The following is a 23,094-nucleotide window of genomic DNA, read 5'->3' on the forward strand; positions in this document are numbered from 1 at the left end:
CATTACTCACCCGTCCGCCGCTGAATCCGGGAGCAAGCTCCCTTCATCCGCTCGACTTGCATGTGTTAGGCCTGCCGCCAGCGTTCAATCTGAGCCATGATCAAACTCTTCAGTTCAAACATCTTTGGGTTTTGAGAAAACCCTAAACTTGGCTCAGCAATCGTTGGTTACATCTTTGATTTCTCGCGGAGTAACTTGTGATGCTGATAATCTAGTGACTATTCAGTCTGACTCCACAAGCACCCACACGAATTGCTTGATTCAGTTGTTAAAGAGCGGTGGGTTGAGCTGTTCGCTGAACCGAGGCGCGCATTCTACAGCAGCGCCAGTTGCTGTCAAGTGATTATTTGAGAAGTTTTCAAGGCTTTTCGTTCAAAAAACGCTTCAACTTCAACCACTTGCGCTGTCGATCTCTCATCAGCGGGAGGCGAATTCTACAGCGTTACACGCTGCTGTCAACACCTCTTTTACAGCGCTTCCGGGCTTCGATGAACTGAAGACCGCACCGATCTAAATCTACTTAACTCACTGAATAAAAAGGAGTTTTTCGTTTAGACCGCGTCGGAAGTGGGGCGAATTATAGGCCCATGGAAGCTACCGTCAACCCTTATTTTCATCTTTCTGTCATAAGAACGGCAGCGCCTGCAAGCCGACGCCTACGAGGATCGCGTTGCCGCAACGGGAGGCCTCTTTGCCACAAGGCGCGGAATTCGCCGCGCCAACGCAGGGATGCGCAATGCCAATAGCAGCGCACCGATAACGGCATACATCGTCCATTCCTTCAAATCAGCCCGCACGATCCACAACATATGCAGCAAGCCCAATCCGAGAATCACATAGGCCAGACGATGCAATTTCTTCCAGCGCGCGCCCAGGCGACGCTGACTGTAGCGGTTCGACGTCACGGAAAGCGCCAGCAGGCCAAGAAAGCCCAAGGCCCCCACAATAATATAGGGCCGCTTGCGCAACTCGACACCCAACTGTGACCAATCCAACCCGAGGACAAACATCAGGTATGCCGACAGATGCAGCACCACGTAAGCGAAACACCACAACCCTATTTGGCGCCGTACCACAATCCAGCCCGGCCAGCCGCTCAACTTCTGCAACGGTGTCATCCCCAGGGTGATCATTAGCAGAATCAGCGTCCCCAAGCCCAATCGGTCAACCAGTACCTTTCCGGGATCGGGCCCCAGGGTAAGTGTCCACGCCTGATACAGCCAGAGCAATGGCCAGATCGCCGCCCCGATAAAGAAGCCTATACGCAAGAATGGATATCGCATTAGTAGTTCTTCCTCAGGTCCAGACCGGTATACAAAGAAGCGACCTCATCCGAGTAGCCGTTGAACATCTGCGTCTCGCGCACATTGGGACTGAACAGACCACTGGGCAGCCGGCGCTCCCGGGCCTGGGTCCAGCGTGGGTGATCGACCGTCGGGTTGACGTTGGCATAAAAGCCATACTCATCCGAAGCGATGCGCTGCCAGGTGGTTTGCGGCTGCTCCGCCACCAGACTGATGCGCACGATGGACTTGACGCTCTTGAAGCCATACTTCCACGGCACAACAAGACGCAACGGCGCACCGTTCTGATTCGGTAGCTCCCGACCATACATACCCACGGCAAGGATCGCCAACGGATTCATCGCTTCATCCAGGCGCAAGCCTTCGACATAGGGCCAGTCGATCAAGGCAAAACTGGAGCGCTGCCCTGGCATGCTCTTGGGATCCTGCAGCGTTTCAAAGCGAATGTACTTGGCCTTGGAGGTGGGCTCGACCTGCTTGAGCAGCGCGGAGATTGGAAAACCGATCCATGGGATCACCATCGACCAGGCTTCGACGCAGCGTAAGCGATAGATCCGTTCTTCCAGTTGATAAGGTTTCATGAAGTCTTCGAGTGCATAACGCCCGGGCTTGCCGACCTCACCATCGATCACCACTGACCAGGGTTCGGTTTTCAGCGATCCGGCGTTCCGCGCCGGATCGCCCTTTTCGGTACCGAACTCATAGAAATTGTTGTAGTGCGTGGCATCCTTGTAGGGCGTGATTGCTTCATCCTTGACCGTCACGGCGCCCCAGCGGGTATCTGCCAGCTTACCGGCAAACCAGGACGGTGCATTGCCCACTTCCGCATCGGCGTAACGCGCTACCTCGGCCGCACTGGCCCAACGCGGTAGACTGCCAAGCGCCAGCCCGGCAAGCGAACTACCCAGCACGGCGCGACGAGAAAGATAGAGGGACTCGGGGGTGACTTCCGATTCCTTGGAGTCGGAAGTCCTGGAAAGCTTGATCAGCATGGCAACTCCGCAGTATTGGGCGAGTGATGCACCAATAGACTACGGAGTGTAAGGGAAATTACATCACTCGACGCTTTTATGACGACGCAGGCGTAGCAGGTACTGAACAGGACCGGAAGCCGCATAGGCGAGGAAAATCAGTAACAGGATCCGCGGTGGATCGCTGAATACCACAGCGAACACCAGCACCACCGCCAGGATTGCGACAAACGGCACACGCCCCTTGAGATCCAGTTCCTTGAAGCTGTTGTACTTGATGTTGCTGACCATCAACATCCCGGCAGCCGCCACCAGTAAGGCCACTAGGAACGACATCTTCGAACCCTGGATACCGTAGTCGCTGAAGGCCCAGACTGTACCCGCCACCACACCGGCCGCGGCGGGGCTGGCCAGACCAATGAAGTAACGCTTGTCCGCAGTGCCGACCTGAGTATTGAAGCGCGCCAGGCGCAAGGCCGCACCGGCCACATAGATAAAGGCCACCATCCAACCGACCTTGCCCATATCGCCCAGTGCCCAACCGAAGGCCAGCAACGCTGGCGCCACACCGAACGCGACCATGTCGGACAGTGAGTCATACTCGGCACCGAAGGCGCTCTGGGTATTGGTCATTCTCGCCACGCGCCCATCCAGCCCATCGAGGACCATAGCGACGAAGATCGCGATCGCGGAAAACGCGAAATACTTGCTCGCGCCAACAGGATCCCCCGCACTGGCGGCACTTTGCGCACTCATCGCACTGATGATCGCGTAGAAACCAGCGAACAGGTTCGCGGTAGTGAATAGATTCGGCAGCAGATAGATACCACGATGCCGGACTTTACGGCCTTCGGCGTCATGTCCTTCTTCGACATGCTCATCGATCGGCAATAGGCTTTCGGCGTCGGGAGCCTGGCTCGGCTCTTCGGGACGTTCGCTCATGGACAATACCTTGCAACGGTGAAAAAATTCGACAGAGGTTCGCGACCGAGATCGGCCGCAAAACGATTCAACTTTATACCAGAAGCGGCCGCCTAAACGAAAAAACGCGGCCGAAGCCGCGTTTCTCCAGACAGGCCTTGAACTTAGTTCTTGGCTTTGTCGACGATCTTGTTCGCCCCGATCCACGACATCATCGAGCGCAGTTGCTCACCGATGATCTCGATGCCGTGAGCGGCGTTGTTACGACGCTTGGCGGTCATCGATGGGTAGCCGGTAGCACCTTCGCTGATGAACATCTTCGCATATTCACCGTCCTGGATGCGCTTCAGAGCGTTGCGCATGGCCTGGCGGGATTCGGCGTTGATGACTTCAGGGCCGGTCACGTACTCGCCATATTCGGCATTGTTGGAGATCGAGTAGTTCATGTTGGCAATACCGCCTTCGTACATGAGGTCAACGATCAGCTTCAGTTCGTGCAGGCATTCGAAATAGGCCATTTCTGGCGCGTAGCCCGCTTCAACCAGGGTTTCGAAACCGGCCTTGACCAGTTCGACGGTACCGCCGCACAGAACGGCTTGCTCGCCGAACAGGTCGGTTTCGGTCTCGTCCTTGAAGGTGGTTTCGATGATGCCGGTACGGCCACCACCCACGCCAGCGGCATAGGACAGCGCAACGTTCTTGGCGTTGCCCGAAGCGTCCTGGTAGATCGCGATCAGGTCAGGGATACCGCCGCCCTTGACGAATTCGGAACGCACGGTGTGGCCCGGAGCTTTCGGCGCGATCATGATCACGTCGAGGTCGGCGCGCGGCACTACCTGGTTGTAGTGAATGGCGAAGCCATGGGAGAAGGCCAAGGTGGCGCCTTTCTTGATGTTCGGCTCGATTTCGTTCTTGTACAGCGTCGACTGGAACTCATCCGGGGTCAGGATCATCACCAGGTCGGCAGCAGCAACAGCGGAAGCAACGTCAGTCACTTTCAGGCCGTGGGCTTCTGCTTTGGCAACAGTGGCCGACCCTTTACGCAGGCCGACGGTAACATCGACGCCGGAATCCTTCAGGTTGCAAGCTTGCGCGTGGCCCTGGGAGCCGTAACCGATAATGGCGACTTTCTTGCCCTGGATGATCGACAGGTCACAGTCTTTATCGTAGAAAACCTTCATGAAATACCCCTTTATATCCAGGCCATACGGCCATTCGCTAAATTAAGTTAGATGCTCAGTACTTTGTCGCCACGGGCAATCCCGGTGACGCCGCTGCGCACGGTTTCCAGAATCGCCGCCGTGCCGATCGACTGGATGAAGCTGTCCAGCTTGTCGCTTGTACCGGTTAATTGCACGGTATAAACGCTGGCGCTGACATCAACGATCTGCCCGCGGTAAATATCGGTAGTGCGTTTTATCTCGGCGCGCTGGGCGCCGGTGGCCTTGATCTTGACCAGCATCAGCTCACGCTCGATATGAGCGCTTTCCGACAGGTCGACCAGCTTGACCACTTCGATCAGCTTGTTCAGGTTCTTGGTGATCTGCTCGATGACCTCATCATGCCCCACGGTGGTCAGCGTCAGACGCGACAAGGTCGGGTCCTCGGTCGGGGCCACGGTCAGGCTTTCGATGTTGTAGTTGCGTTGCGAAAACAGGCCAACCACCCGAGACAGAGCGCCAGGTTCGTTTTCCAGAAGCAGGGAAATGATATGCCGCATGTTAGGTACGCTCCGTCTTGCTCAGCCACATATCGCGCATGGAGCCATCTTTGATCTGCATCGGATAGACGTGCTCGCTGGTATCGACCTGGATATCGAGGAACACCAGGCGATCCTTCATGGCGAACGCTTCTTCCATCTTCGGCTTCAAGTCTTTGAGCTGCGTAATACGGATACCGACGTGACCATAGGCTTCGACCAGTTTGACGAAGTCAGGCAGTGATTCCATGTACGAGTGCGAATGGCGACTGCCATAGCTCATGTCCTGCCATTGGCGAACCATGCCAAGAACGCCGTTGTTCAGGTTGACGATCTTCACCGGCAGGCCGTACTGCAAGCAGGTCGACAGTTCCTGGATGTTCATTTGGATACTGCCTTCGCCGGTAACGCAGGCGACATCCACATCCGGGAAACTCAATTTCACGCCCATGGCCGCTGGGAAACCGAAACCCATGGTGCCCAGGCCACCGGAGTTGATCCAGCGATTGGGTTTGTTGAACTTGTAGTACTGGGCCGCGAACATCTGGTGCTGGCCCACGTCGGAGGTCACGAAGGCATCGCCTTGGGTCACTTCGCACAGGGTTTCGATCACCGTCTGCGGCTTGATGACGCTGCCATCGCCCTTGTCATAAGGGAACAGACCGCGATCACCGCGCCATTCGTCGATCTGCTTCCACCAGTTGGCCACCGACTCCTGGTTCGGCGTCTCGCCGATTTCCTTGAGGGCCGCGACCATGTCGATCAGCACGCTCTCCACCGGCCCAACGATAGGCACGTCTGCCTTGATGGTCTTGGAGATCGATGCCGGGTCGATGTCGATATGAATAATCTTGGCGTTCGGACAGAACTTCGGAGCACCGTTGATGACACGGTCGTCGAAGCGCGCACCGACGGCCAGGATCACATCGGCATGGTGCATGGTCAGGTTGGCGGTGTAGCTGCCGTGCATGCCGAGCATGCCGACGAACTGACGGTCGGTGCCAGGGTACGCCCCGAGCCCCATCAGGGTGTTGGTCACCGGCAGGTTGAGCAGTTTGGCCAGTTCGGTCAAGGGTGCCGAAGCACCTCCCAGGACCACGCCGCCGCCCGAGTAGAGGACAGGACGCTTGGCGGCCAGGAGCATCTCGGCTGCCTTGCGGATCTGACCGGAGTGACCACGTACTGCCGGGCTGTAGGAACGCAGCTTGGCTTTTTTCGGAAAGATATATTCGAACTTCTCGGCCGGGTTGGTCATGTCTTTCGGGATATCGACAACGACAGGACCAGGGCGGCCGGACTGCGCCAGGTAGAACGCCTTCTTCATGACTTCCGGGATTTCCGACGCGTGCTTGACCATGAAGCTGTGCTTCACGATCGGCCGGGAGATACCGATCATGTCGGTTTCCTGGAATGCATCGGTACCGACCAGGGTGCTCGGCACCTGACCGGAGATGATCACCATCGGAATGGAGTCCATGTAGGCCGTGGCGATACCAGTGATGGCGTTGGTTGCGCCAGGACCGGAAGTCACCAGTACCACACCGGCTTTACCGGTGGCACGAGCATAGCCATCAGCCATATGGGTCGCAGCCTGCTCGTGACGAACCAGGATATGGGTCACTTCCGGTTCTTTGAACAGGGCATCGTAGACATGAAGAAGAGCACCACCCGGGTACCCATAGATATATTTGACGCCCTCGTCACGCAAAAAGCGGACGAGCATCTCACCGCCAGATAAAAGCTCCACGTTGTTCACCTCTAAAACGCCAGAATACCGTCTACAAACGCTGGAGACGGGTCTTAATAGGTTTACTTCTCGACAGAGCATGAGCGACGGTGGTCGCCGACTACGTCAGCACTGACTGAGCAAGTATTGGGAGTACCCCAAGTGTTGCGGGGGTTCCCACCCAGCGCGAGGTAACGCGTTGCGGGTGTAACAGGTCGGCGCGGATGTGCGCCTCATGATCTGCCGAATGGGCCTGCTTCTGGCAGTCCCTCTACAGCGGACTTTGGATTGTTCTGATTCGCCTCGCCCAAGTCAAGTCATCTGTGCGCTTTCTTCGAACTAAGCGCATGAGAAAGTAGAAGAAAACCTTGCTCGAAGGAATATGCTAGGTTGCCGGTTAAATCGTCTGACAAGGAAACCTGATGCGTACAAGCATTCTCATAGGCAGCCTGCTGCTTGCCTTGAGTCCCCTGTGCCAGGCCGCCTCGATCTACAAATGGGTCGACGCCCAGGGGGTCACCCATTTCGACGCCCAACCACCACCGGGACAACCGGTCAGCGTGGTCACCCCGACAATCGCCCCCCCAGCGCCGCCCAGGTCGCAGGTTCCGGCCAGCAGCCCAGTGGGCGATCAGCGAGCCGTGGATGCCAAGGTCAAGAAACGTCTGGCCGAGCGAGATGCCATGCTCAAGGTGTTCTGCGACAAGGCGCGGACCAATCTGGCGCGATTGCAGAACGATCCGCGGGTACGAGAGGAAGTCAATGGAGAACCGCGGCGCCTGACCGAAGAAGAACGCCAGACCCGATTGATTGAAACGCGCAAGGCGATTGAAGAGAACTGTTCTTGAATCTTGTGGCGAAGGCGCTTGCAGGAGCGCCGCTTCGCTCCGTCGACCGCGGAGCAGTCAAGCTAAAGCTGAATGGGGGCCGTCACCCGATTAGATAGCGCAATAGGTACAGACGACCGCAAAAAATACCCGGTTGGCGTCGTCGCGCTGCTGACAGATCAGCGATGATGGAACTTTATTAAATTTTTCACCACTCAGCATCTATTTTATTCACAAAAACCCCGTTGGCTTTTATGAAGATAAACCCAACACCTGAAACTTATCCCCCTCGACACCATGAACAATCAAACTTAAACAGGTAGCCTACTCCATGTTTTAAAACCATCCGACCCTCATCAAAAACAGAAACACCCTGTCAATCAACTGTTTTTTGTTATAGCATGACCCTAACCAACGACGATAAAGATTCAATAACTCAAGGAAACGCATCTTTGAGGAACTATTTATGCGAACCTTATTATTTCGGAGGACAACATGAATATACAGACTTAACCAAAACAGCCATTGCCGAAAGCGTCACGATCTTAGCATTGGGACCTTATACCACTGAATGCCGATACTTGAAATCTGCATACAAAATTACCTCCAGCAAAACATCCGACATTGTGCTCAGTGCGGAATTCTCCATCCCAAAGTCCTTCTATATTGAATCAACCGGTCATTTCAATGCTGTCGAAGCCAATATCTGCCTGAACCAGATGTCTTATCTTCTGTTTGCAGATTTTGTATCGACACCCAATGCGCACCCCTTCTGGACCACTCTTGGGAGCTTTGACCTAGACACTTTTAAAGAAAAGCAATTGGCGAAAATTTTTATCGTTTCGCTTTCTTCACGCTTTCGCCAGGCCCTGGATGCCCGCGACTTTCGCGGAAGTTTGCGCTGGAAAAGCGTCTCAAAAAAAATGGGCCTGATTCTCTGCAAAGCGGAGTTCGGCTTTGGTGAGCATAACAATAGTGCTTATGGTGAAGTCATGTTTGCGATTCCGTTTCACTGATTCACCTCTTCTATCAAGGACGTTGCAATGACCCTCTCTACTCTTCGCTTTGGTAATTTGACTGCCGAGCGATTGTCTTATCAACACCCATTCCTCCTGGTCCATGCACCCGCCAATGTACCGGCAGACGAATGGGCGCGCGAACATCGTACCGCCTTGCGCGAGGCTCTACTGAAGCACGGCGCTATCCAAATTCGCGGCCTGGAGCTGAACAGGCGGCAGTTTGGCGCCGTGGGCCGCGTGTTGGAACCGGATGCCATCGACTACACCGGCGGTATTGGCCCCAGACATCTGGTTGAGGAAGATGTGTTCACATCGACAGACTTGCCACCCGCAGTCGGTCTGGCTTCCCATAATGAAATGTCCTATTCATCCACATGGCCGATGCGGGTGATGTTCTTCTGCGAAAAAGCCCCTAGTGAGGGAGGAGCGACAACCGTTTGTGATGCCCGCCGAATACTTGAATGCTTGCCTGATGAAGTTCGTGATGAATTAAATACACGAGGCATTCGATACGTGAGAAACTATTCAGCACGCGTACCTTATAAATCCATCCAAGAAACATTTGGCACAACCGATCGTCAGGTTATCGACGCGTTTTGTGAGAAAAATAATATTCAAACTCAATGGAAAAACGACACCACTCTTCAGCTTAGGCAGTTGGGGCCTGCGGTACGTCAACACCCCGAGACCGGTGAGTCTGTCTTCTTCAACACTTTGGTACTGTGGCACCCGGCCTATTGGCTGGATATCATGCGCCGTGTTTACCCTAACGCGCCGGAACCGCAACGGCCTGGCGACCTGTGGCAAGATGCTCAGTTCGCCGATGGTGGCATTATTCCTGACTCCACCATTAATCTTATTCGCCGTGCCTACGAAGAACATGAGCTGGATATCTCCTGGCAGACGGGTGATATGCTCTATATTGACAACATGTTAGCGTCTCATGGCAGAAAGCCCTTTTCCGGTCAACGCTCGATACTTGCCTCGTTTCGCCAACCCGCCCGTGCCGCCGATTTTAATATCGATTGATTTTCGATCTCGAGAAATCGCTTAATCAAGAAGGATTCTTTTATGCATATTTCCAGGCTATCGAATAACACGATGGGTGTGTCGATCAACCATGTCGATATATTGTCTCTGACGTTTCAAGACAGCGCCAGACTGCTGGATCTGGTTTATGAACACAAACTGGTTGTTGTCAAACAACAGACACTCAGCAAACAAGACTACGTGAACTTTTCGCGCATGTTAGGCACGCCACAAATCTACCCACAGGCCAATTATCATCACCCGGACCACCCGGAGATCTTTGTCTCGTCAAACATGCCCGAGAATGGCAGAAAGGTCGGAGTATCAGGAACCGGACAATATTGGCACACCGACTGCCAGTTTCTGAGTGCGCCCTTGCCCCTGACCACCCTGCTGCCGCAGATATCGGCAAGCGGTCGGGCAACGGAATATATAGACATGGTGGCAATCTATGAAACGCTACCCGATTCACTGCGCGAACTGATCACGGGACGTGATGCCATTCACGAAGGTAAATGGCGTTACAAGATTCAAGAAGAAGACATTGATCGCTCGATCAGTGAGCTGCTCGCAGAAAAAGAGCAAATGGCACCTGCCGTGAGACATCCAGCGGTTATCACCCATCCTGTCACCGGTAAAAAGGCACTGTACATCAGCAGTGGCTTTACCGTGAGTCTCGCTGATATGTCTGCCGAGGACAGCGCGGCAGCGCTCCAGGCGCTGATTCGCTTTATTGAAAAGCCTGAGCATGTTTACAAACACCTCTGGGAAGAGGGCGATTTGTTGATTTGGGACAACCGAACCACTTTGCATCGATCTTCGGCTTTGGCCAAGGGCGAGAAAAGTGTGAGCTATCGCATCGGTGTTTATGACAACAAAGACTTTTACGCTTAAAAAGGGCTCTCCATGTATCTTCCACCGCTATTCGAGGAAAAAGATCTGGCCGTGTTACGAGCAGCCGTGAACCAGGTTGGGTTCGGTACGCTTGTAACGTTTAACGACTCAGATCTAGAAATCAGCCATATCCCAATGTTGCTCGACGAAAACGAAGAGGGGTCACTACGTCTGTTGGGGCACCTGTCGCGCAACAACCCCCAGTTCCAGCCATTGTCAGTCGACAACCGAGCGATCGTGATGTTTCTTGGGCCCGATGCGTACATTTCACCTCAGTGGTACCCCAGTACGGCACAAACAGGTCGTTCAGTCCCGACCTGGAACTACACGGCCATACACATTCGCGGCACGATTCGATTTTTCCAGGAGGAGGAGCAAATACTGGAACTCCTTACCCGCCAAACCGCACGGCACGAGTCAGGGCGAGCTTATCCCTGGAGCCCCGCACAGGCACCGTCAGATCACATACACGCGATGGCCCATGGCGTTGTCGGTTTTGAAATTCCGGTGGAACACATTCAAGGGAAATGGAAGATGAGCCAATACGCATCCACAGAAGACCGCAAGGGCGCAATCGAGGGGCTCAGGCGTGAAAACCATGAGAAACCAGCGGCAGTGGCTGAAATAATGGAAGAACATCTGCGATAAGCGGTTCTGTGCCACAAGGTCAGGGTGCCGTCTCGACGGCCCCTTACCCACCAGAATGGCCGTGACTTGTTCACTAATAAATAGCCCCGAAGCACCGCGATCAGAGGTTTCGGGGTCGCCTCGCAGCCCAATAGGGGCAAGCCCCTCGCCACACTTATGTCAGCCGGTTCGGGGCGATTCGCTGATCAACTGATCGAACCGTGCCAGCAACTCCTGCAACGTTCGGCCCTGGCCCGGACGCTGGGCATAGACCATTTCGGCCATGGCCAGGATACCCGAGGCGTTGGGCAGCGGCAGATTCTGTTCGAGAATGATCTTCATCTTCGGCAGGAAAACCCATTGCAACCATTGCTCGAACTCCAGTGTGTCGACACTGAAAGGCTCGACACTGGCCAGAGCCTGCGCGGGAGGCGGTAGTTCATCCCACCAGCCCTGGATGCGCAACTCACGTTCGATCAGCAGCAACTGGTCGGCAATCAACAGCAAACGCCCGTCCATCAGAGACTGACCTTGGCCTTCTGTCGCGCCAAGGCCGCGCCAGCCGCATCACCCTGCTTTTCCCGAGCCTGGGCGATCAGGCCCCAGAGGCTGGCCTGCAAATCCGGTCGACCATTGGCAAGGCTCAAGCCACGACGTGCCAGTTGTTCCGCTTGTGGGGCATCGCCCTGGGCCATCCGTACCTGCGCCAGGCGATAAAGCACTTGCGGCTCACGCGGGGCCACGCGCTGGGCCCGCTCCAGGCTTGACGAGGCACCGTTCAGGTCACCGCTGGACTGCTGCTGCTGGGCCGTGGTCAGAAGCGCCAGGACCGGACCATCCAACTGCTCATCGGCCGACAGGCCACCGACATTGCCCGAAGGCACGCCGCTGGGCGTCACCTGGCTGGGCATGTTGTAGCTGCCCTGATTGATCGGCGCACTGTCCTGTGCTCCCGGAGTCATCGGCCCTGACGTGGCGGGGCCAGGTGTCCAGGGTTCGCTGCTGATCGGCGCGGAAGTCGCCGCGCCTCCCCCCGGAATCATCACCACCACCCCGGAATCCTGCGCAACGGCCTGAGCTTGGTTCGGCGCGGTGCGCTTGACGATGGTTTGGCGGAAACCGCCGTTGGCGGAAATCCGATCATTGTTGGAGACGGCAGTCCCGGAATCGACCACAGGGATCGAACCATGGGGCACGCTCGAGCAACCGCCGAGCAAAGCCAGAGCCGTAAAAGCTGGAAACCACCACTTGTTCACTGCAAACCCTCTTCGCTTAATTCAACCAGCCCTTGACCCAATCCATCACTTCGGTGGCCGGCGCAGGCACCGCACCACCACAAGCCGCACCTGGCGCGGGTTCACTACCGCGAATATACGGCATCTGCACCGCACCCGGGCAATTGGCATCGGAGCCCTGCCCGGTGTGCGGATCGACCCAGGCCTGAACGATATTATCCGGCTGTGGCATGTCCAGCGGCAGCGGATCGGCTTTCTTCATAAAACTGGTCCAGACCTGCAAGGCACCGGTGGCGCCGGTAAACGGCGTCTTGCCGTTGTCGTCGCGCCCCAGCCAGACCACTGCCAGCAGGTCCTGGCTGAAACCGGAGAACCAACTGTCACGGGAGTCGTTACTGGTGCCGGACTTGCCCGCCAATGTCAGGGTTCTTGGCAGCACATTGTAGGCACTGGCCCCGGTCCCCTCGCGCATCACCCGCTGCATCGCCGCCTGAATCAGATAGATCGAACCCGGATCGAAGCGTTGCTGGATCTGGAACGGGTAGCGCTTGAGCGGTTCGCCCTCGCCCGTCAAGACGCTGCGGATACCGCGCATCGGCGTATTGAAGCCGCCGTTGGCGATGGTCTGGTACATGGTTGCCACTTCCATTGGGGTCATGCCACCGGCCCCCAGCAATATCGATGGATAAGCGGGAAACTCACGGGTAATCCCTAATCGGGCGACCGTCTTGAGTACGTTCGGTACACCGACCTCCAGACCCAGGCGTGCCGTCGACAGATTGTAGGAGTGCGCCAGCCCTTGATACAGGAAAACCGTGCCGTGGGAACGGCGATCGAAGTTCTGCGGTTTCCAGACCTGGCCATCCGCGCCTTTCACCGAGAAACCTTCATCCGACAACCAACTGGTCAGCGTGTACTGGCTCGGTTTTTCCAGTGCGGTCAGATAGACCGCCGGCTTGATCAGCGAGCCGATATTGCGTACCGCATCCAGCGCCCGGTTGAAGCCGGCGAAACCGGGCTGACGACTGCCGATCATAGCCTGGACTTCACCGGTTTCCGGGTTGGTCACTACCATTGCCGCTTCGACATCCTCCGAACCCTTGCGACCGGCCAGACGCTTGAACGTTTCATTGACCGAGGCTTCGGCCTTCATCTGCAAGATCGGATCGAAGCTGGTGAAAATCCGCAGCCCCTCCTCGGTCAAATCTTCGTCACGATAGTCTTCGCGCAACTGACGCTTGACCAGATCGAGAAAACCGGGGAACGAGCTGTCGGCCAGGCTACCGCGCTTGGTGACGCCCAGCGGCATCTTCTTCGCTGCCTCGACCTGTTCGACAGGCACCACGCCCTGCTGTGCCAATAGATCGAGCACCAGGTTACGCCGTTCGAGGGCACGCTCGGGATAACGACGCGGATTGTAGTAGGACGGCCCCTTGACCATCCCCACCAGCAACGCAACCTGATGCAGCTTCAATTCGGCAAACGGCTGGCTGAAGAAGAACTGGCTCGCCAGGCCGAAACCGTGTACGGCGCGCTGGCCGTCCTGGCCGATAAAGACTTCGTTGAGATAGGCTTCGAGAATCTCTTTCTTGTCGTAGTGCAGTTCCAGCAGCAAGGCCATCATGGCCTCCGTGAGCTTGCGACTCAGGCTGCGTTCGTTGGTCAAGAAGAAGTTCTTCACCAATTGCTGGGTCAATGTACTACCGCCTTGGCGCATCTGGCCCGCCGAAGTATTGACCCAGATCGCCCGGGCAATCGACTTCGGCGAAACACCGAAATGATGATAGAAATCTCGATCCTCGACGGTCACCAGGGTATCGAGCAAATAGGGCGGCACCTGATCGATTTTGATCAGGATCCGATCCTCGAGATTTTTCGGGTACAGGCCACCGATTAGCAACGGCTCAAGCCGCACTACCGAGAGTTTCGAGCCATTGAGCGCCGACAGTTCGGCGACATAGTCGCCGGAGAAACGCACACGCACTGGCTGCGCCGCTTCCATGCCCTCGTAAAACTGGAAGCCACGGGTATTCAGGTCGACCGTGTTGCCATTGACCGCCGCCGCTCCCGGACCGTTGACCACCGCCTCGCGGCGATAGCCAAGGGCATCGAGTTCAGTCAGGAAATCCGCCTTGCTCAGTTTCTGGCCGACGAACAGCTCCAACGGCCGGGCATAGACCTTGGCCGGGATAGTCCAGCGCTTGCCGGAGAACTTCTCCTGCACCACGGCATCGAGGTAAATGGCGAAGCCGGCCAGCACCACAAGGCCGACCAGACTGAGCTTGAGCACCCAGCCGAGCCAGGGACGAAGGCCGCGGGAGGCAGGTTTGAGTTTGGAACGCGGGGATCGAGTACGAGTCATGGGCGCGGATTATACGCACTTTATTCATGAGCAACATGCACGCTCCAGCGGTTTGCAGCACTCGCCCGAGCAGCCATAATAGCGGCCTTGAATTTTCCGAACGTTGAAGGATCGCCCCGTGAGCCAGTCCCTGATCGCCGCCCTGCAAAACCCGGCCCTCTACCCTCACCCGGTAGAAGGATTCCAGCTCATCGAAACCCATATTTCCTGGGTCCTGCTCACCGGGCCCTATGCCTACAAGATCAAAAAGCCAGTCAATTTCGGCTTTCTCGACTTCACCGAGTTGTCCAGCCGCGAACACTTCTGCGCGGAAGAGCTCCGCCTGAACCGGCGCCTGACCGACGACCTGTACCTGGAAGTCCTGCCAGTCACCGGTACGGTCGAGTCCCCGCAATTGGGCGGCGATGGCCCGGCTTTCGAATACCTGTTGAAAATGCGCCAGTTCCCGCAAAGCCAACTACTCAGCACCTTGCAGGCCAATGGTGAGTTGACCACCCGGCATATCGACGAGATGGCGCAACAAATCGCCCGCTTCCACCAGAACGCGCCGAAAGTGCCGAACGATCACTACCAAGGTACTCCAGAAGCGGTCATGGACCCGGTGCGGCAAAATTTCGAGCAGATTCGTCCGTTCCTCCAGGACAAGGCCGACCTGTTGCAACTCGAGGCCCTGCAAACCTGGGCCGAGACCAGTTTCGAACGCCTCAAGCCGTTGTTTGCCCAACGTAAGGCCGAAGGCTTCATCCGTGAATGCCATGGCGATATCCACCTGGGCAACGCCACCGTCATCGACGACAACGTGGTGATCTTCGACTGCATCGAATTCAATGAACCGTTCCGTTTCACCGACGTCTATGCCGACATCGGTTTCCTGGCCATGGACTTGGAAGACCGCAATCTCAAGTGCCTGGCCCGACGCTTCATCAGCCAGTACCTGGAACTGACCGGTGATTATCAGGGCCTGGAGGTGTTGAACTTCTACAAAGCCTACCGTGCCCTGGTCCGCGCCAAGGTCGCGCTGTTCAGCATGCCGACGGACGCCACCGCCGTACAACGGGCCATCGCCCTGCGCCAATACCGCAACTACGCCAACCTGGCGGAAAGCTACAGCACCATCCCGTCGCGCTTTCTGGCCATTACTCATGGGGTGTCGGCGGTCGGCAAGAGCCATGTGGCCATGCACCTGGTCGAGGCTCTGGGCGCGCTGCGCCTGCGTTCCGATGTCGAGCGCAAGCGCCTGTTCGGCGAACAGCAGGGCACCAAGGCGCTGGGGAACGGCATTTACAGCCAGGATGCCAGCGCACAGACCTATCAGCGCCTGCATGAAATCGCCGACATCATCCTACGCGCCGGTTTCCCGGTGGTGATCGATGCCACCTACCTCAAGCGCGACCAGCGCGACGCTGCCGCCAAGGTTGCCGAAGCCACTGGTGCGCCCTGCCTGATCCTCGATTGCGACGCTCCCCAGGCGGTCATCGAGAGCTGGCTGACCCAGCGCCAGGCAGACGCCATCGATCCTTCCGATGCGACCCTGGAAGTCATCGCCGCCCAACAGGCCACTCGCGAAGCCCTGGATGCCGATGAAATTTCGCGGAGCAAACGCGTGCAAACCAACGAGAGCAGCAGCCTCGACACCCTGATTGCGCAGATTCGCCTGCGCCTGCCAGGTCTGTAAAAAACTATTTCAGCCGCGAAGCCGCAATGGCTTCACGGCTGAAGAATAGTGGCATTATAATGGCGTCATAAATCCTACAGGAGACGCCTCATGAGCCATCCCAAGCTTCTCGACTCCGCTTTGTTTGCCTTGCTGCACAAAGATGACATTGCCGGTTTCAATAAAGCCCGCCCCAAGGATGGCCAGATCGACATGCGTGGCGGCGACTTCCGCGGTCTCGACCTGCGCGAACTGAACGCTGACGGCATCGATTTCACCGACGCCTACTTCCGCTCCGCCGATCTGCGCGGCGTGAACTTCCAAAACGCCATACTGGAAGGTGCCAGCGTGGCACACGCGCAGATCTCCGGGGCCTACTTTCCGACACAACTGAAGGCTGCCGAGATCCTGATGTCCGTGCAATTCGGCACACGTCTGCGCTACGATCCAAAGTAACTGCTCCGGCCTGCAAAAGGTCGCCGCTGCAAACGCTGAAGTCCGGTGCCGGTTGCTGTCCTGGACGACGGCAGGCAGTGTTTTTCCCCTCCTGCGACCGACTCAAAAACGCCGAGCCTGTGTAGTCCATAGCGTGGGCTTAGAAGCTTTTGCGCACAAGCCGACCAAAGAACCACGCTTTTCCTACTGACCGCTACACTCTTTTTAGGCTTGCCTACTCTCGTTAACGCAGCGTTCGGCCATCGCAAGGAGGCTTGATGAACGATGAACTGCAACACCTGAAGAACCTTGGCAAGACGTCGGCGCAATGGCTGCACGCTGTGGGTATCCACAGCGCATCGGATCTACGTCGATTAGGGGCAGTGGATGCCTATCGAGCAGTAAAAACCCGCGGATTCAGGGCCTCGAAAGTGCTGCTGTACGCCATTGAGGGCGCGCTGATGGACATTCACTGGAATGACATCCCGCTAGAGCGCAAAGAAGCCTTGAATAGACAACTGGAAGCAATATCGTCACGGCATAGGAATTGATTATGCAGCTTTGTCATGTATCTATCGGGAGTCATCGAAGCACGTCGATGAATTGATCAATCGCCCGCAGAGCATGCCCATTCGATGACTGGAAGGTCTGCCGCCCTGTGGCGGAGCGCTTGAGGTCGCACAGACCCAGGGCCTCTGCGACATGGCCCAATGGCCTGATAAGCGTCGGCGACGGGCGGTTGAGAAAAACCTATTGACTTACAAATGATAATCGTTATGATTATCACAACTGATCGCAAGATCGGTTGGATTTTCTGGAAGGTCCTTGGTTCGGACGCTCAGATTATCTCCTCATCAGGCTAATCACGGTTATTGACCCGGCTTTTTGCCGGGTCTTTTTTTGCCAGCCCGGCAATGAGCGGTCGCCTGGATACGACTGATCCGGGTGAATCCTGAGATGAGCACGCTGATCAATGGCGCGGTCGAGAAAAACCGCTGCGGGCACGGCCCCGCAAGCCGGGCGGCGTAACAGGGGGATGCTCTACCAAAGGCGCTCCCAGGGCCGATCCCGGAGAAAACTCAGTGCCGGCCACGGCGTTTTGTCGGAGGCATCGCCGACCACTCCAGTTGTGCCAGCAATTCGTCCAGTAGCCCCGAGGCGCCCAGGCGCAGGTGATCGGCGTTGACCCAATTCTCGCCGAAACGGGCGTTCGTCAACTCGATGTAGGTTCGTGCGTCATCGAAGGTACGAATCCCGCCCGCCACCTTCAAGCCCACCTGCCCACCCCGCTCCGCTATGGCTTCAAGCATGATCCGCGCAGCCTGCTCCGTGGCGTTGACCAGGACCTTGCCGGTGCTGGTCTTGAGAAAATCGGCGCCAGCGGCAATCGCGTCCTGGCTGGCCAGGCGAATCATTTGCGGATCGCGCAGCTCGCCGGTTTCCAAAATCGCCTTGAGCCTGGCCCGGCCCGCGCACAATTCGCGGCAGGCCGAAACCATGGTCCTGCCTGTCTGTGTATCGCCCATCAATAGCGAACGATAGGGATAGACCAGGTCCACCTCGTCCGCGCCGGCCTTGAGTACCGCCTCCACTTCCGAGACAGCCGCCGCCACATTCGGCCCACCATAGGGAAAATTGGCCACCGTGGCCACCCGTATCCCTGGCGCATTGAGCTTGTCCAGCGTCTTGCGGGCCAGGGTCACGAAGCGCGGGAAGACACAGACCGCCGCTACAGGCCCGAAGGGCGTCACGGCCCGCCGGCAGAGCGAGATGATTCGCTCGGCATCGTCATCATTGTTCAAAGAGGTCAGGTCGAGCAGGCCGATAGCCTGACGCGCCAGTTGCTGATCCGCTCGATTAATCTGCTTCATGTTTGCTCCCACATCCGATCATTGCATCAACGTGACAAATCATCTGAAGTTCAAACCCTCAGACGACGCGAAACACGCGCAGCCGATACAATAAAGGACTGATCCGAACGAAATCACAGCGAGCCAAAGACAAGGACCTGGACTACATCAAAATAGGAAGATTCTCTATATGAGCAGTGTCAGCGCGCGATGATCAGGGGATGACCACGCTCCGGATGAGGCAGCACGGTGCTTCCAGACAGCACACCGCGTTGAGCATGTCGGGCCGCAGGACCTGCTTAGGGAAGTCAAGGGCATGTGGGCGTCCCATTTCCAAGAGTCACAAGCGGTCAGTAACGCCGCTCAGGGGCTTGTGGCGCCGAAATTGCCTCACAGAACTAACCACTCAGGCCCTTTTAAAGGCAAGACAGGCTGCCAAAGGATCAACATGAAGTTTCTCTGTACGTCACATACCCTCGCCGACAACAGCAGCCGTGGTTTCGAAGTGGATGGCAGGCCGGTGCTCGCGGTACGCCGCGAAGGTCGAGTGTATCTCTATCAGAATCGCTGCCCGCATAGGGGCATTGCGCTGGAATGGCGACCCGACCAGTTTCTCGACGCCAGTGCCAGCCTGATCCAGTGCGCCACCCATGGGGCACTGTTCCTGATCGAAAGCGGCGAATGTGTGGCAGGGCCTTGTGTCGGACAGTCGCTGCTGGCGCTGCCCTGCCGGGAAGATGCCGAGGGCATCTGGGTCCAGGCCTGAGCCGTCAGAGCAGCACCGGCAAACGCCGATCAACCCGCACTTGCTCCACGCTGAGGCTGACCCCATAGGCAAGCACCTCGACGCCAGCGGCCACCGCCTCGCCTAGCGCATCGGCATAGGCCGGATCGATCTCCCGGGCCGGCCGCACCGCCTCGATCCCCGTCAGGTTGACGCAATACAGTTGCACTGCCCGCACGCCTTCCCGGGCCAAGCTGGCCAACTCGCGCAGATGCTTGGCGCCACGCTGGGTGACCGCATCTGGAAAGGCGGCCACAGCTGTTCCGTCATAGCCGAGGGTGACGCTTTTTACCTCGACAAACGCCGACTCCGCTAGGTAGTCCAGGCGAAAGTCGATCCGGCTGCTTTCCTGGCCATAAGCGACCTCGCGCTTGAGCCCGGTAAAGCCGTTGAGTTCGACGATCAGTCCGGCGTGCAAGGCTTCTTCAACCAGCGGATTGGCCCGCGCCGTGTTGACACACGCCAGCCGCCCTTGAGGGGTCTGGCTTATTTCCCAGGTGCCGGGCAATTTGCGCTTGGGGTCGTTGGAGCGACTGAACCAGACCTGCCCACCGTCAACCATGCAGTTGAGCATCGAGCCAGTATTGGGACAGTGGATCGTCAGCAATTCGCCAGAGGCGGTTTCGATATCTGCCAGGAATCGCTTGTAGCGCCTGATCAGCCGTCCTTCTTCGAGTGCGGGGGAAAAACGCATCAGCCTTGCCAACTCCGCAACCCACGGGCAATCCGCTCCACCGCTTCCTGCAATCGCGGCAGGCTTTGGGTGTAGGCGAAACGCACATGTTGGCCGGATAGGTGACGACCAAAATCCAGCCCCGGAGTGAACGCCACATACTCGGTTTCGAGGAAATGCTCGCAGAACGCGAAGGCATCGCCGCCAAAGGCGCTGACATCCGCATACAGATAGAAGGCCCCTTCAGGCTCCACCGCGATCCCGAACCCGAGCTCGCGCAACGCAGGCAGAAGGAAATCCCGACGACGGCGGAACTCGGCGCGACGCTCTTCGAGGATGCTCAGAGTCCGCGGCTCGAAGCATGCCAGGGCAGCATACTGAGCCATGCTCGGCGCGCTGATGTAGAGGTTCTGCGCCAGTTTTTCCAGATCGGCCACGGCTTCGGGTGGCGCCACCAGCCAGCCCAGGCGCCAACCGGTCATGCCGAAATATTTGGAAAAGCTATTAAGGACAAAGGCGCTGTCGTCGACTTCCAGCACACTGGCAGCGTCGCAGCCATACGTCAGACCGTGATAGATCTCATCGACCACCAGATGGCCATTATGCGCTTTGATCGCCCTCGACAACCCCGCCAGTTCGTCACGGTTCAGCAACGTGCCGGTTGGATTGGCCGGTGACGCGACCAGGGCACCGACGCTGTCTTCGTTCCAATGCCGATCCAGCAGTTCGCCAGTCAGTTGATAACGCACCTCCGGTCCGACCGGTACTAGCTGCGCCGCCCCCTCCACCAAGCGTAAGAAGTGGCGATTGCATGGGTAGCCGGGGTCGGCCAGGAGCCAGTGTTTCCCCGGGTCCACCAGTAGGCTGCTAGCCAGCAACAATGCCCCGGAGCCGCCGGGGGTGACCAGAATGCGCTGCGGGTCGACGCTCACACCATACCGCTTCTGATAGAAGCCGGCGATCGCCTCACGCAGCTCCGGCAGGCCGCGAGCCGCGAGGTAGCGGGTCTTGCCTGCGGCCAGGGCGGCCTGGCCGGCCTGGATGATCGGCTCCGCCGTGGTGAAGTCCGGCTCGCCGATCTCAAGGTGAATCACATCGTGCCCGACCGCCTGCAATTCATTGGCGCGTGCCAGCAGGGCCATCACGTGGAACGGTTCGATCGCGCGGCTACGCGCACTGTAGGGCTGAGCCATTAGCCTTCCTTGATGGTTCCTTGATCGGGGGGCAACATTCGATTCTACCCAACCTTGACCCCGCGAGCCTGTAAAACAACCTTGATGCCACGGTTGTCCTGGGTTAAAGCAATGCGACGATACGCCCAGAATTGACTAAAATGAAGATTCAACCACCTCATCGATCAACCCCTCACGGTGCCGAAACAACCGTGAAACCTATTGATACGATACTAGCCGACGAAGGTGCCGTCGAGGATCGCCAGAAACTAAAGAGCCCGGCCCGCATCACAAGGCTCGACAACCGGGAGTGGCGCACCCTGATTCGATCTGGTAAGTTCGCCCGCTTGCAGCCGCAGGGCCGGCAGGTGTCGGTGATGTTGAAATTCTGCGCAATGGATTAGAAGAGTAGAGGCGGTCCATTCATGCCCACCCAAGCAAAGCAGCAAAGCACTGAGCAAAAGATCAGCGGCTTCGAACCCTATGTCGAAGGCAAGGACGAGGAGTACATGGGCGAGCCCATGCGCAAGCACTTCACCAAGATCCTGCAGAAGTGGAAGCAGGACTTGATGCAGGAAGTCGACCGCACCGTTGACCACATGAAAGATGAAGCGGCCAACTTTCCCGATCCCGCCGACCGCGCCAGCCAGGAAGAGGAATTCAGCCTCGAACTGCGCGCCCGCGACCGCGAGCGCAAGCTGATCAAGAAGATCGACAAGACCCTGCAGCTCATCGAGGACGAAGAGTATGGCTGGTGCGAGTCTTGTGGCGTCGAGATCGGTATTCGTCGACTGGAAGCCCGACCGACCGCCGACATGTGCGTCGACTGCAAGACCCTTGCAGAGATCAAGGAAAAACAGGTCGGCAAGTAGTCCCTGCCGGACTGAACGAACGGAGCGTTGGAACGCTCCGTTTTCGTTTCTGCGTTTTCTGGCACTGCCCTCTACGGATTCAGTATCCTGCGACTTATGACTGCCATCACCACCTCAGCCGCTTATATCGGACGCTTCGCCCCCACTCCCAGCGGACACATGCACTTCGGTTCGCTGGTCGCGGCACTGGCCTCCTACCTGGATGCTCGCTCGGTCGGCGGCCGCTGGCTGCTGCGCATGGAAGACCTCGACCCGCCACGGGAGGTCCTCGGCGCCCAGGCCTCGATCCTCAATACGCTGGAACGCTATGGCATGGAGTGGGACGGCGAAATGATCCGCCAGAGCGATCGTCATGAAGTCTACGCCCACGTACTCAATCGCCTGTTCAGCCAGGGTCTGGCCTACGCCTGTACCTGCTCGCGCAAAGCACTGGAAGCCTATGACGGCATCTATCCCGGTCTGTGTCGCAACCTCGGGCACGATATCGACAATGCGGCCATCCGCCTGCGTGCCCCGGAGTTGAGCTACAGCTTCCAGGACCGGGTACAGGGCCAATTCCGCCAGCACCTGGGTCGTGACGTCGGCGACTTTGTGATCCGTCGCCGCGATGGGCTCTACGCCTACCAACTGGCGGTGGTGCTCGACGATGCCTGGCAAGGCGTGACCGATATCGTGCGCGGTGCCGACCTGCTGGACTCGACACCGCGCCAGCTCTACCTGCAGGAGTTGCTGGGGTTACCACAGCCGCGTTACCTGCATGTCCCGCTGATTATCCAGCCGGACGGCAACAAGCTCGGCAAGTCCTATCGCTCTCCGCCGCTGACCGCCGATCAGGCCACTCCGTTGCTGATGCGGGCCCTGCGGACACTGGGACAGACACCGCCTGCCATACTGGAGCAGGCCACGCCCAGGGAAGTCCTCGATTGGGGAATCCGCCATTGGGATGCCACACTGATTCCCAGGGTCGCGACCCTGGACGAAACGCAATTGCGCTGACGGCTCTTGCAGGTTGGCGCCCATCCGTTACCATCGCCGCACGT

24 protein-coding genes, 1 rRNA gene and 1 pseudogene are annotated in these 23,094 nt (G+C 57.5%); 12 read left to right on the forward strand and 14 right to left on the reverse strand.

Features of this window, described 5'->3' with window-relative positions:
- The 7 genes from BMX68_RS22725 to BMX68_RS22760 all read right to left on the reverse strand — a co-directional run.
- Window positions 1–116: ribosomal RNA gene (locus BMX68_RS22725) — 16S ribosomal RNA — on the reverse strand; the annotation flags it as partial.
- A gap of 540 nt (window positions 117–656) precedes the next feature.
- Window positions 657–1,283, reverse strand: coding sequence for a protein-methionine-sulfoxide reductase heme-binding subunit MsrQ (msrQ, locus tag BMX68_RS22735; protein WP_017133042.1), 627 nt, complete (start codon window positions 1,281–1,283; stop codon window positions 657–659).
- Window positions 1,283–2,296: a protein-methionine-sulfoxide reductase catalytic subunit MsrP gene (gene msrP, locus BMX68_RS22740; protein WP_017133043.1), complete on the reverse strand. Its 1,014-nt coding sequence runs from the start codon at window positions 2,294–2,296 to the stop codon at window positions 1,283–1,285. The genes msrQ and msrP overlap by 1 nt, the downstream gene beginning before the upstream one ends.
- A gap of 63 nt (window positions 2,297–2,359) precedes the next feature.
- Entirely contained in the window at window positions 2,360–3,217 is an 858-nt protein-coding gene (gene pssA / locus BMX68_RS22745) for a CDP-diacylglycerol--serine O-phosphatidyltransferase (RefSeq protein WP_017133044.1), read from the reverse strand.
- Between the two features lie 143 nt (window positions 3,218–3,360).
- Complete coding sequence (gene ilvC / locus BMX68_RS22750; protein ID WP_017133045.1) at window positions 3,361–4,377, reverse strand: ketol-acid reductoisomerase; 1,017 nt, start codon at window positions 4,375–4,377, stop codon at window positions 3,361–3,363.
- Window positions 4,378–4,424: 47 nt separating this feature from the next.
- Window positions 4,425–4,916, reverse strand: coding sequence for an acetolactate synthase small subunit (gene ilvN, locus BMX68_RS22755; protein ID WP_017133046.1), 492 nt, complete (start codon window positions 4,914–4,916; stop codon window positions 4,425–4,427).
- A gap of 1 nt (window position 4,917) precedes the next feature.
- Window positions 4,918–6,642, reverse strand: a complete 1,725-nt coding sequence (locus tag BMX68_RS22760) for an acetolactate synthase 3 large subunit (protein ID WP_026013292.1) — start codon at window positions 6,640–6,642, stop codon at window positions 4,918–4,920.
- Window positions 6,643–7,043: 401 nt separating this feature from the next.
- Between BMX68_RS22760 and BMX68_RS22765 the strand changes: the two genes are divergently transcribed.
- From BMX68_RS22765 to BMX68_RS22785, 5 genes are all read left to right on the forward strand, one after another.
- Window positions 7,044–7,469 carry a DUF4124 domain-containing protein gene (locus BMX68_RS22765; RefSeq protein WP_017133048.1) on the forward strand — a complete coding sequence of 142 codons (426 nt, stop codon included), beginning with the start codon at window positions 7,044–7,046 and terminating at the stop codon, window positions 7,467–7,469.
- A gap of 380 nt (window positions 7,470–7,849) precedes the next feature.
- Window positions 7,850–8,464: an FcoT family thioesterase gene (locus tag BMX68_RS22770; RefSeq protein ID WP_083400866.1), complete on the forward strand. Its 615-nt coding sequence runs from the start codon at window positions 7,850–7,852 to the stop codon at window positions 8,462–8,464.
- Between the two features lie 27 nt (window positions 8,465–8,491).
- Window positions 8,492–9,496, forward strand: a complete 1,005-nt coding sequence (locus BMX68_RS22775; protein ID WP_017133051.1) for a TauD/TfdA family dioxygenase — start codon at window positions 8,492–8,494, stop codon at window positions 9,494–9,496.
- Window positions 9,497–9,538: 42 nt separating this feature from the next.
- Window positions 9,539–10,390 carry a TauD/TfdA dioxygenase family protein gene (locus BMX68_RS22780; RefSeq protein WP_026013293.1) on the forward strand — a complete coding sequence of 284 codons (852 nt, stop codon included), beginning with the start codon at window positions 9,539–9,541 and terminating at the stop codon, window positions 10,388–10,390.
- A gap of 12 nt (window positions 10,391–10,402) precedes the next feature.
- On the forward strand, window positions 10,403–11,038 hold the full coding sequence (locus BMX68_RS22785) for an FMN-binding negative transcriptional regulator (RefSeq protein ID WP_017133053.1): 636 nt from the start codon (window positions 10,403–10,405) through the stop codon (window positions 11,036–11,038).
- Between the two features lie 159 nt (window positions 11,039–11,197).
- On the opposite strand, the gene BMX68_RS22790 is transcribed toward BMX68_RS22785, so the two are convergent.
- The 3 genes from BMX68_RS22790 to mrcB are packed head-to-tail and all read right to left on the reverse strand — an operon-like array spanning window position 11,198 to window position 14,614.
- Window positions 11,198–11,536, reverse strand: coding sequence for a YqcC family protein (locus tag BMX68_RS22790; protein ID WP_017133054.1), 339 nt, complete (start codon window positions 11,534–11,536; stop codon window positions 11,198–11,200).
- On the reverse strand, window positions 11,536–12,273 hold the full coding sequence (locus BMX68_RS22795) for a tetratricopeptide repeat protein (protein WP_017133055.1): 738 nt from the start codon (window positions 12,271–12,273) through the stop codon (window positions 11,536–11,538). Before BMX68_RS22795 ends, BMX68_RS22790 begins: the two co-directional genes overlap by 1 nt.
- A 16-nt stretch (window positions 12,274–12,289) precedes the next feature.
- Window positions 12,290–14,614 carry a penicillin-binding protein 1B gene (mrcB, locus tag BMX68_RS22800; protein WP_017133056.1) on the reverse strand — a complete coding sequence of 775 codons (2,325 nt, stop codon included), beginning with the start codon at window positions 14,612–14,614 and terminating at the stop codon, window positions 12,290–12,292.
- 118 nt (window positions 14,615–14,732) lie between these two features.
- Between mrcB and BMX68_RS22805 the strand changes: the two genes are divergently transcribed.
- From BMX68_RS22805 to BMX68_RS22815, 3 genes are all read left to right on the forward strand, one after another.
- Window positions 14,733–16,289, forward strand: coding sequence for a bifunctional aminoglycoside phosphotransferase/ATP-binding protein (locus BMX68_RS22805; protein WP_017133057.1), 1,557 nt, complete (start codon window positions 14,733–14,735; stop codon window positions 16,287–16,289).
- Between the two features lie 90 nt (window positions 16,290–16,379).
- Window positions 16,380–16,724 (forward strand): pentapeptide repeat-containing protein, encoded by a 345-nt coding sequence (locus BMX68_RS22810; protein ID WP_017133058.1) that lies wholly within the window; start codon window positions 16,380–16,382, stop codon window positions 16,722–16,724.
- A 257-nt stretch (window positions 16,725–16,981) separates the two neighbouring features.
- Window positions 16,982–17,254: a TfoX/Sxy family protein gene (locus BMX68_RS22815; protein WP_017133059.1), complete on the forward strand. Its 273-nt coding sequence runs from the start codon at window positions 16,982–16,984 to the stop codon at window positions 17,252–17,254.
- Between the two features lie 528 nt (window positions 17,255–17,782).
- Here the strand turns inward: BMX68_RS22815 and deoC are convergent.
- Both deoC and BMX68_RS26515 read right to left on the reverse strand, forming a co-directional pair.
- On the reverse strand, window positions 17,783–18,574 hold the full coding sequence (deoC, locus tag BMX68_RS22820) for a deoxyribose-phosphate aldolase (protein WP_017133060.1): 792 nt from the start codon (window positions 18,572–18,574) through the stop codon (window positions 17,783–17,785).
- Window positions 18,575–18,753: 179 nt separating this feature from the next.
- Window positions 18,754–18,893: pseudogene (locus BMX68_RS26515) on the reverse strand (heme ABC transporter ATP-binding protein); the annotation flags it as partial.
- Window positions 18,894–19,001: 108 nt separating this feature from the next.
- Between BMX68_RS26515 and BMX68_RS22825 the strand changes: the two are divergent.
- Window positions 19,002–19,319, forward strand: a complete 318-nt coding sequence (locus tag BMX68_RS22825) for a Rieske (2Fe-2S) protein (RefSeq protein WP_017133061.1) — start codon at window positions 19,002–19,004, stop codon at window positions 19,317–19,319.
- Window positions 19,320–19,323: 4 nt separating this feature from the next.
- Here BMX68_RS22825 and sfsA read toward each other — a convergent pair whose 3' ends face one another.
- Entirely contained in the window at window positions 19,324–20,031 is a 708-nt protein-coding gene (gene sfsA / locus BMX68_RS22830; protein ID WP_017133062.1) for a DNA/RNA nuclease SfsA, read from the reverse strand.
- Entirely contained in the window at window positions 20,031–21,203 is a 1,173-nt protein-coding gene (locus BMX68_RS22835; protein WP_017133063.1) for a pyridoxal phosphate-dependent aminotransferase, read from the reverse strand. Before BMX68_RS22835 ends, sfsA begins: the two co-directional genes overlap by 1 nt.
- Before the next feature lie 140 nt (window positions 21,204–21,343).
- Here BMX68_RS22835 and BMX68_RS22840 point away from each other — a divergent pair, with 140 nt between their 5' ends.
- From BMX68_RS22840 to gluQRS, 3 genes are all read left to right on the forward strand, one after another.
- On the forward strand, window positions 21,344–21,586 hold the full coding sequence (locus BMX68_RS22840) for a hypothetical protein (RefSeq protein WP_017133064.1): 243 nt from the start codon (window positions 21,344–21,346) through the stop codon (window positions 21,584–21,586).
- A gap of 21 nt (window positions 21,587–21,607) precedes the next feature.
- Window positions 21,608–22,054: an RNA polymerase-binding protein DksA gene (dksA, locus tag BMX68_RS22845; RefSeq protein ID WP_017133065.1), complete on the forward strand. Its 447-nt coding sequence runs from the start codon at window positions 21,608–21,610 to the stop codon at window positions 22,052–22,054.
- A 96-nt stretch (window positions 22,055–22,150) separates the two neighbouring features.
- Window positions 22,151–23,050 (forward strand): tRNA glutamyl-Q(34) synthetase GluQRS, encoded by a 900-nt coding sequence (gene gluQRS, locus BMX68_RS22850; RefSeq protein ID WP_017133066.1) that lies wholly within the window; start codon window positions 22,151–22,153, stop codon window positions 23,048–23,050.
- Window positions 23,051–23,094 lie beyond the last annotated feature (44 nt).

The organism is Pseudomonas agarici (genome assembly GCF_900109755.1).
In the GTDB taxonomy this organism is placed as follows: domain Bacteria; phylum Pseudomonadota; class Gammaproteobacteria; order Pseudomonadales; family Pseudomonadaceae; genus Aquipseudomonas; species Aquipseudomonas agarici.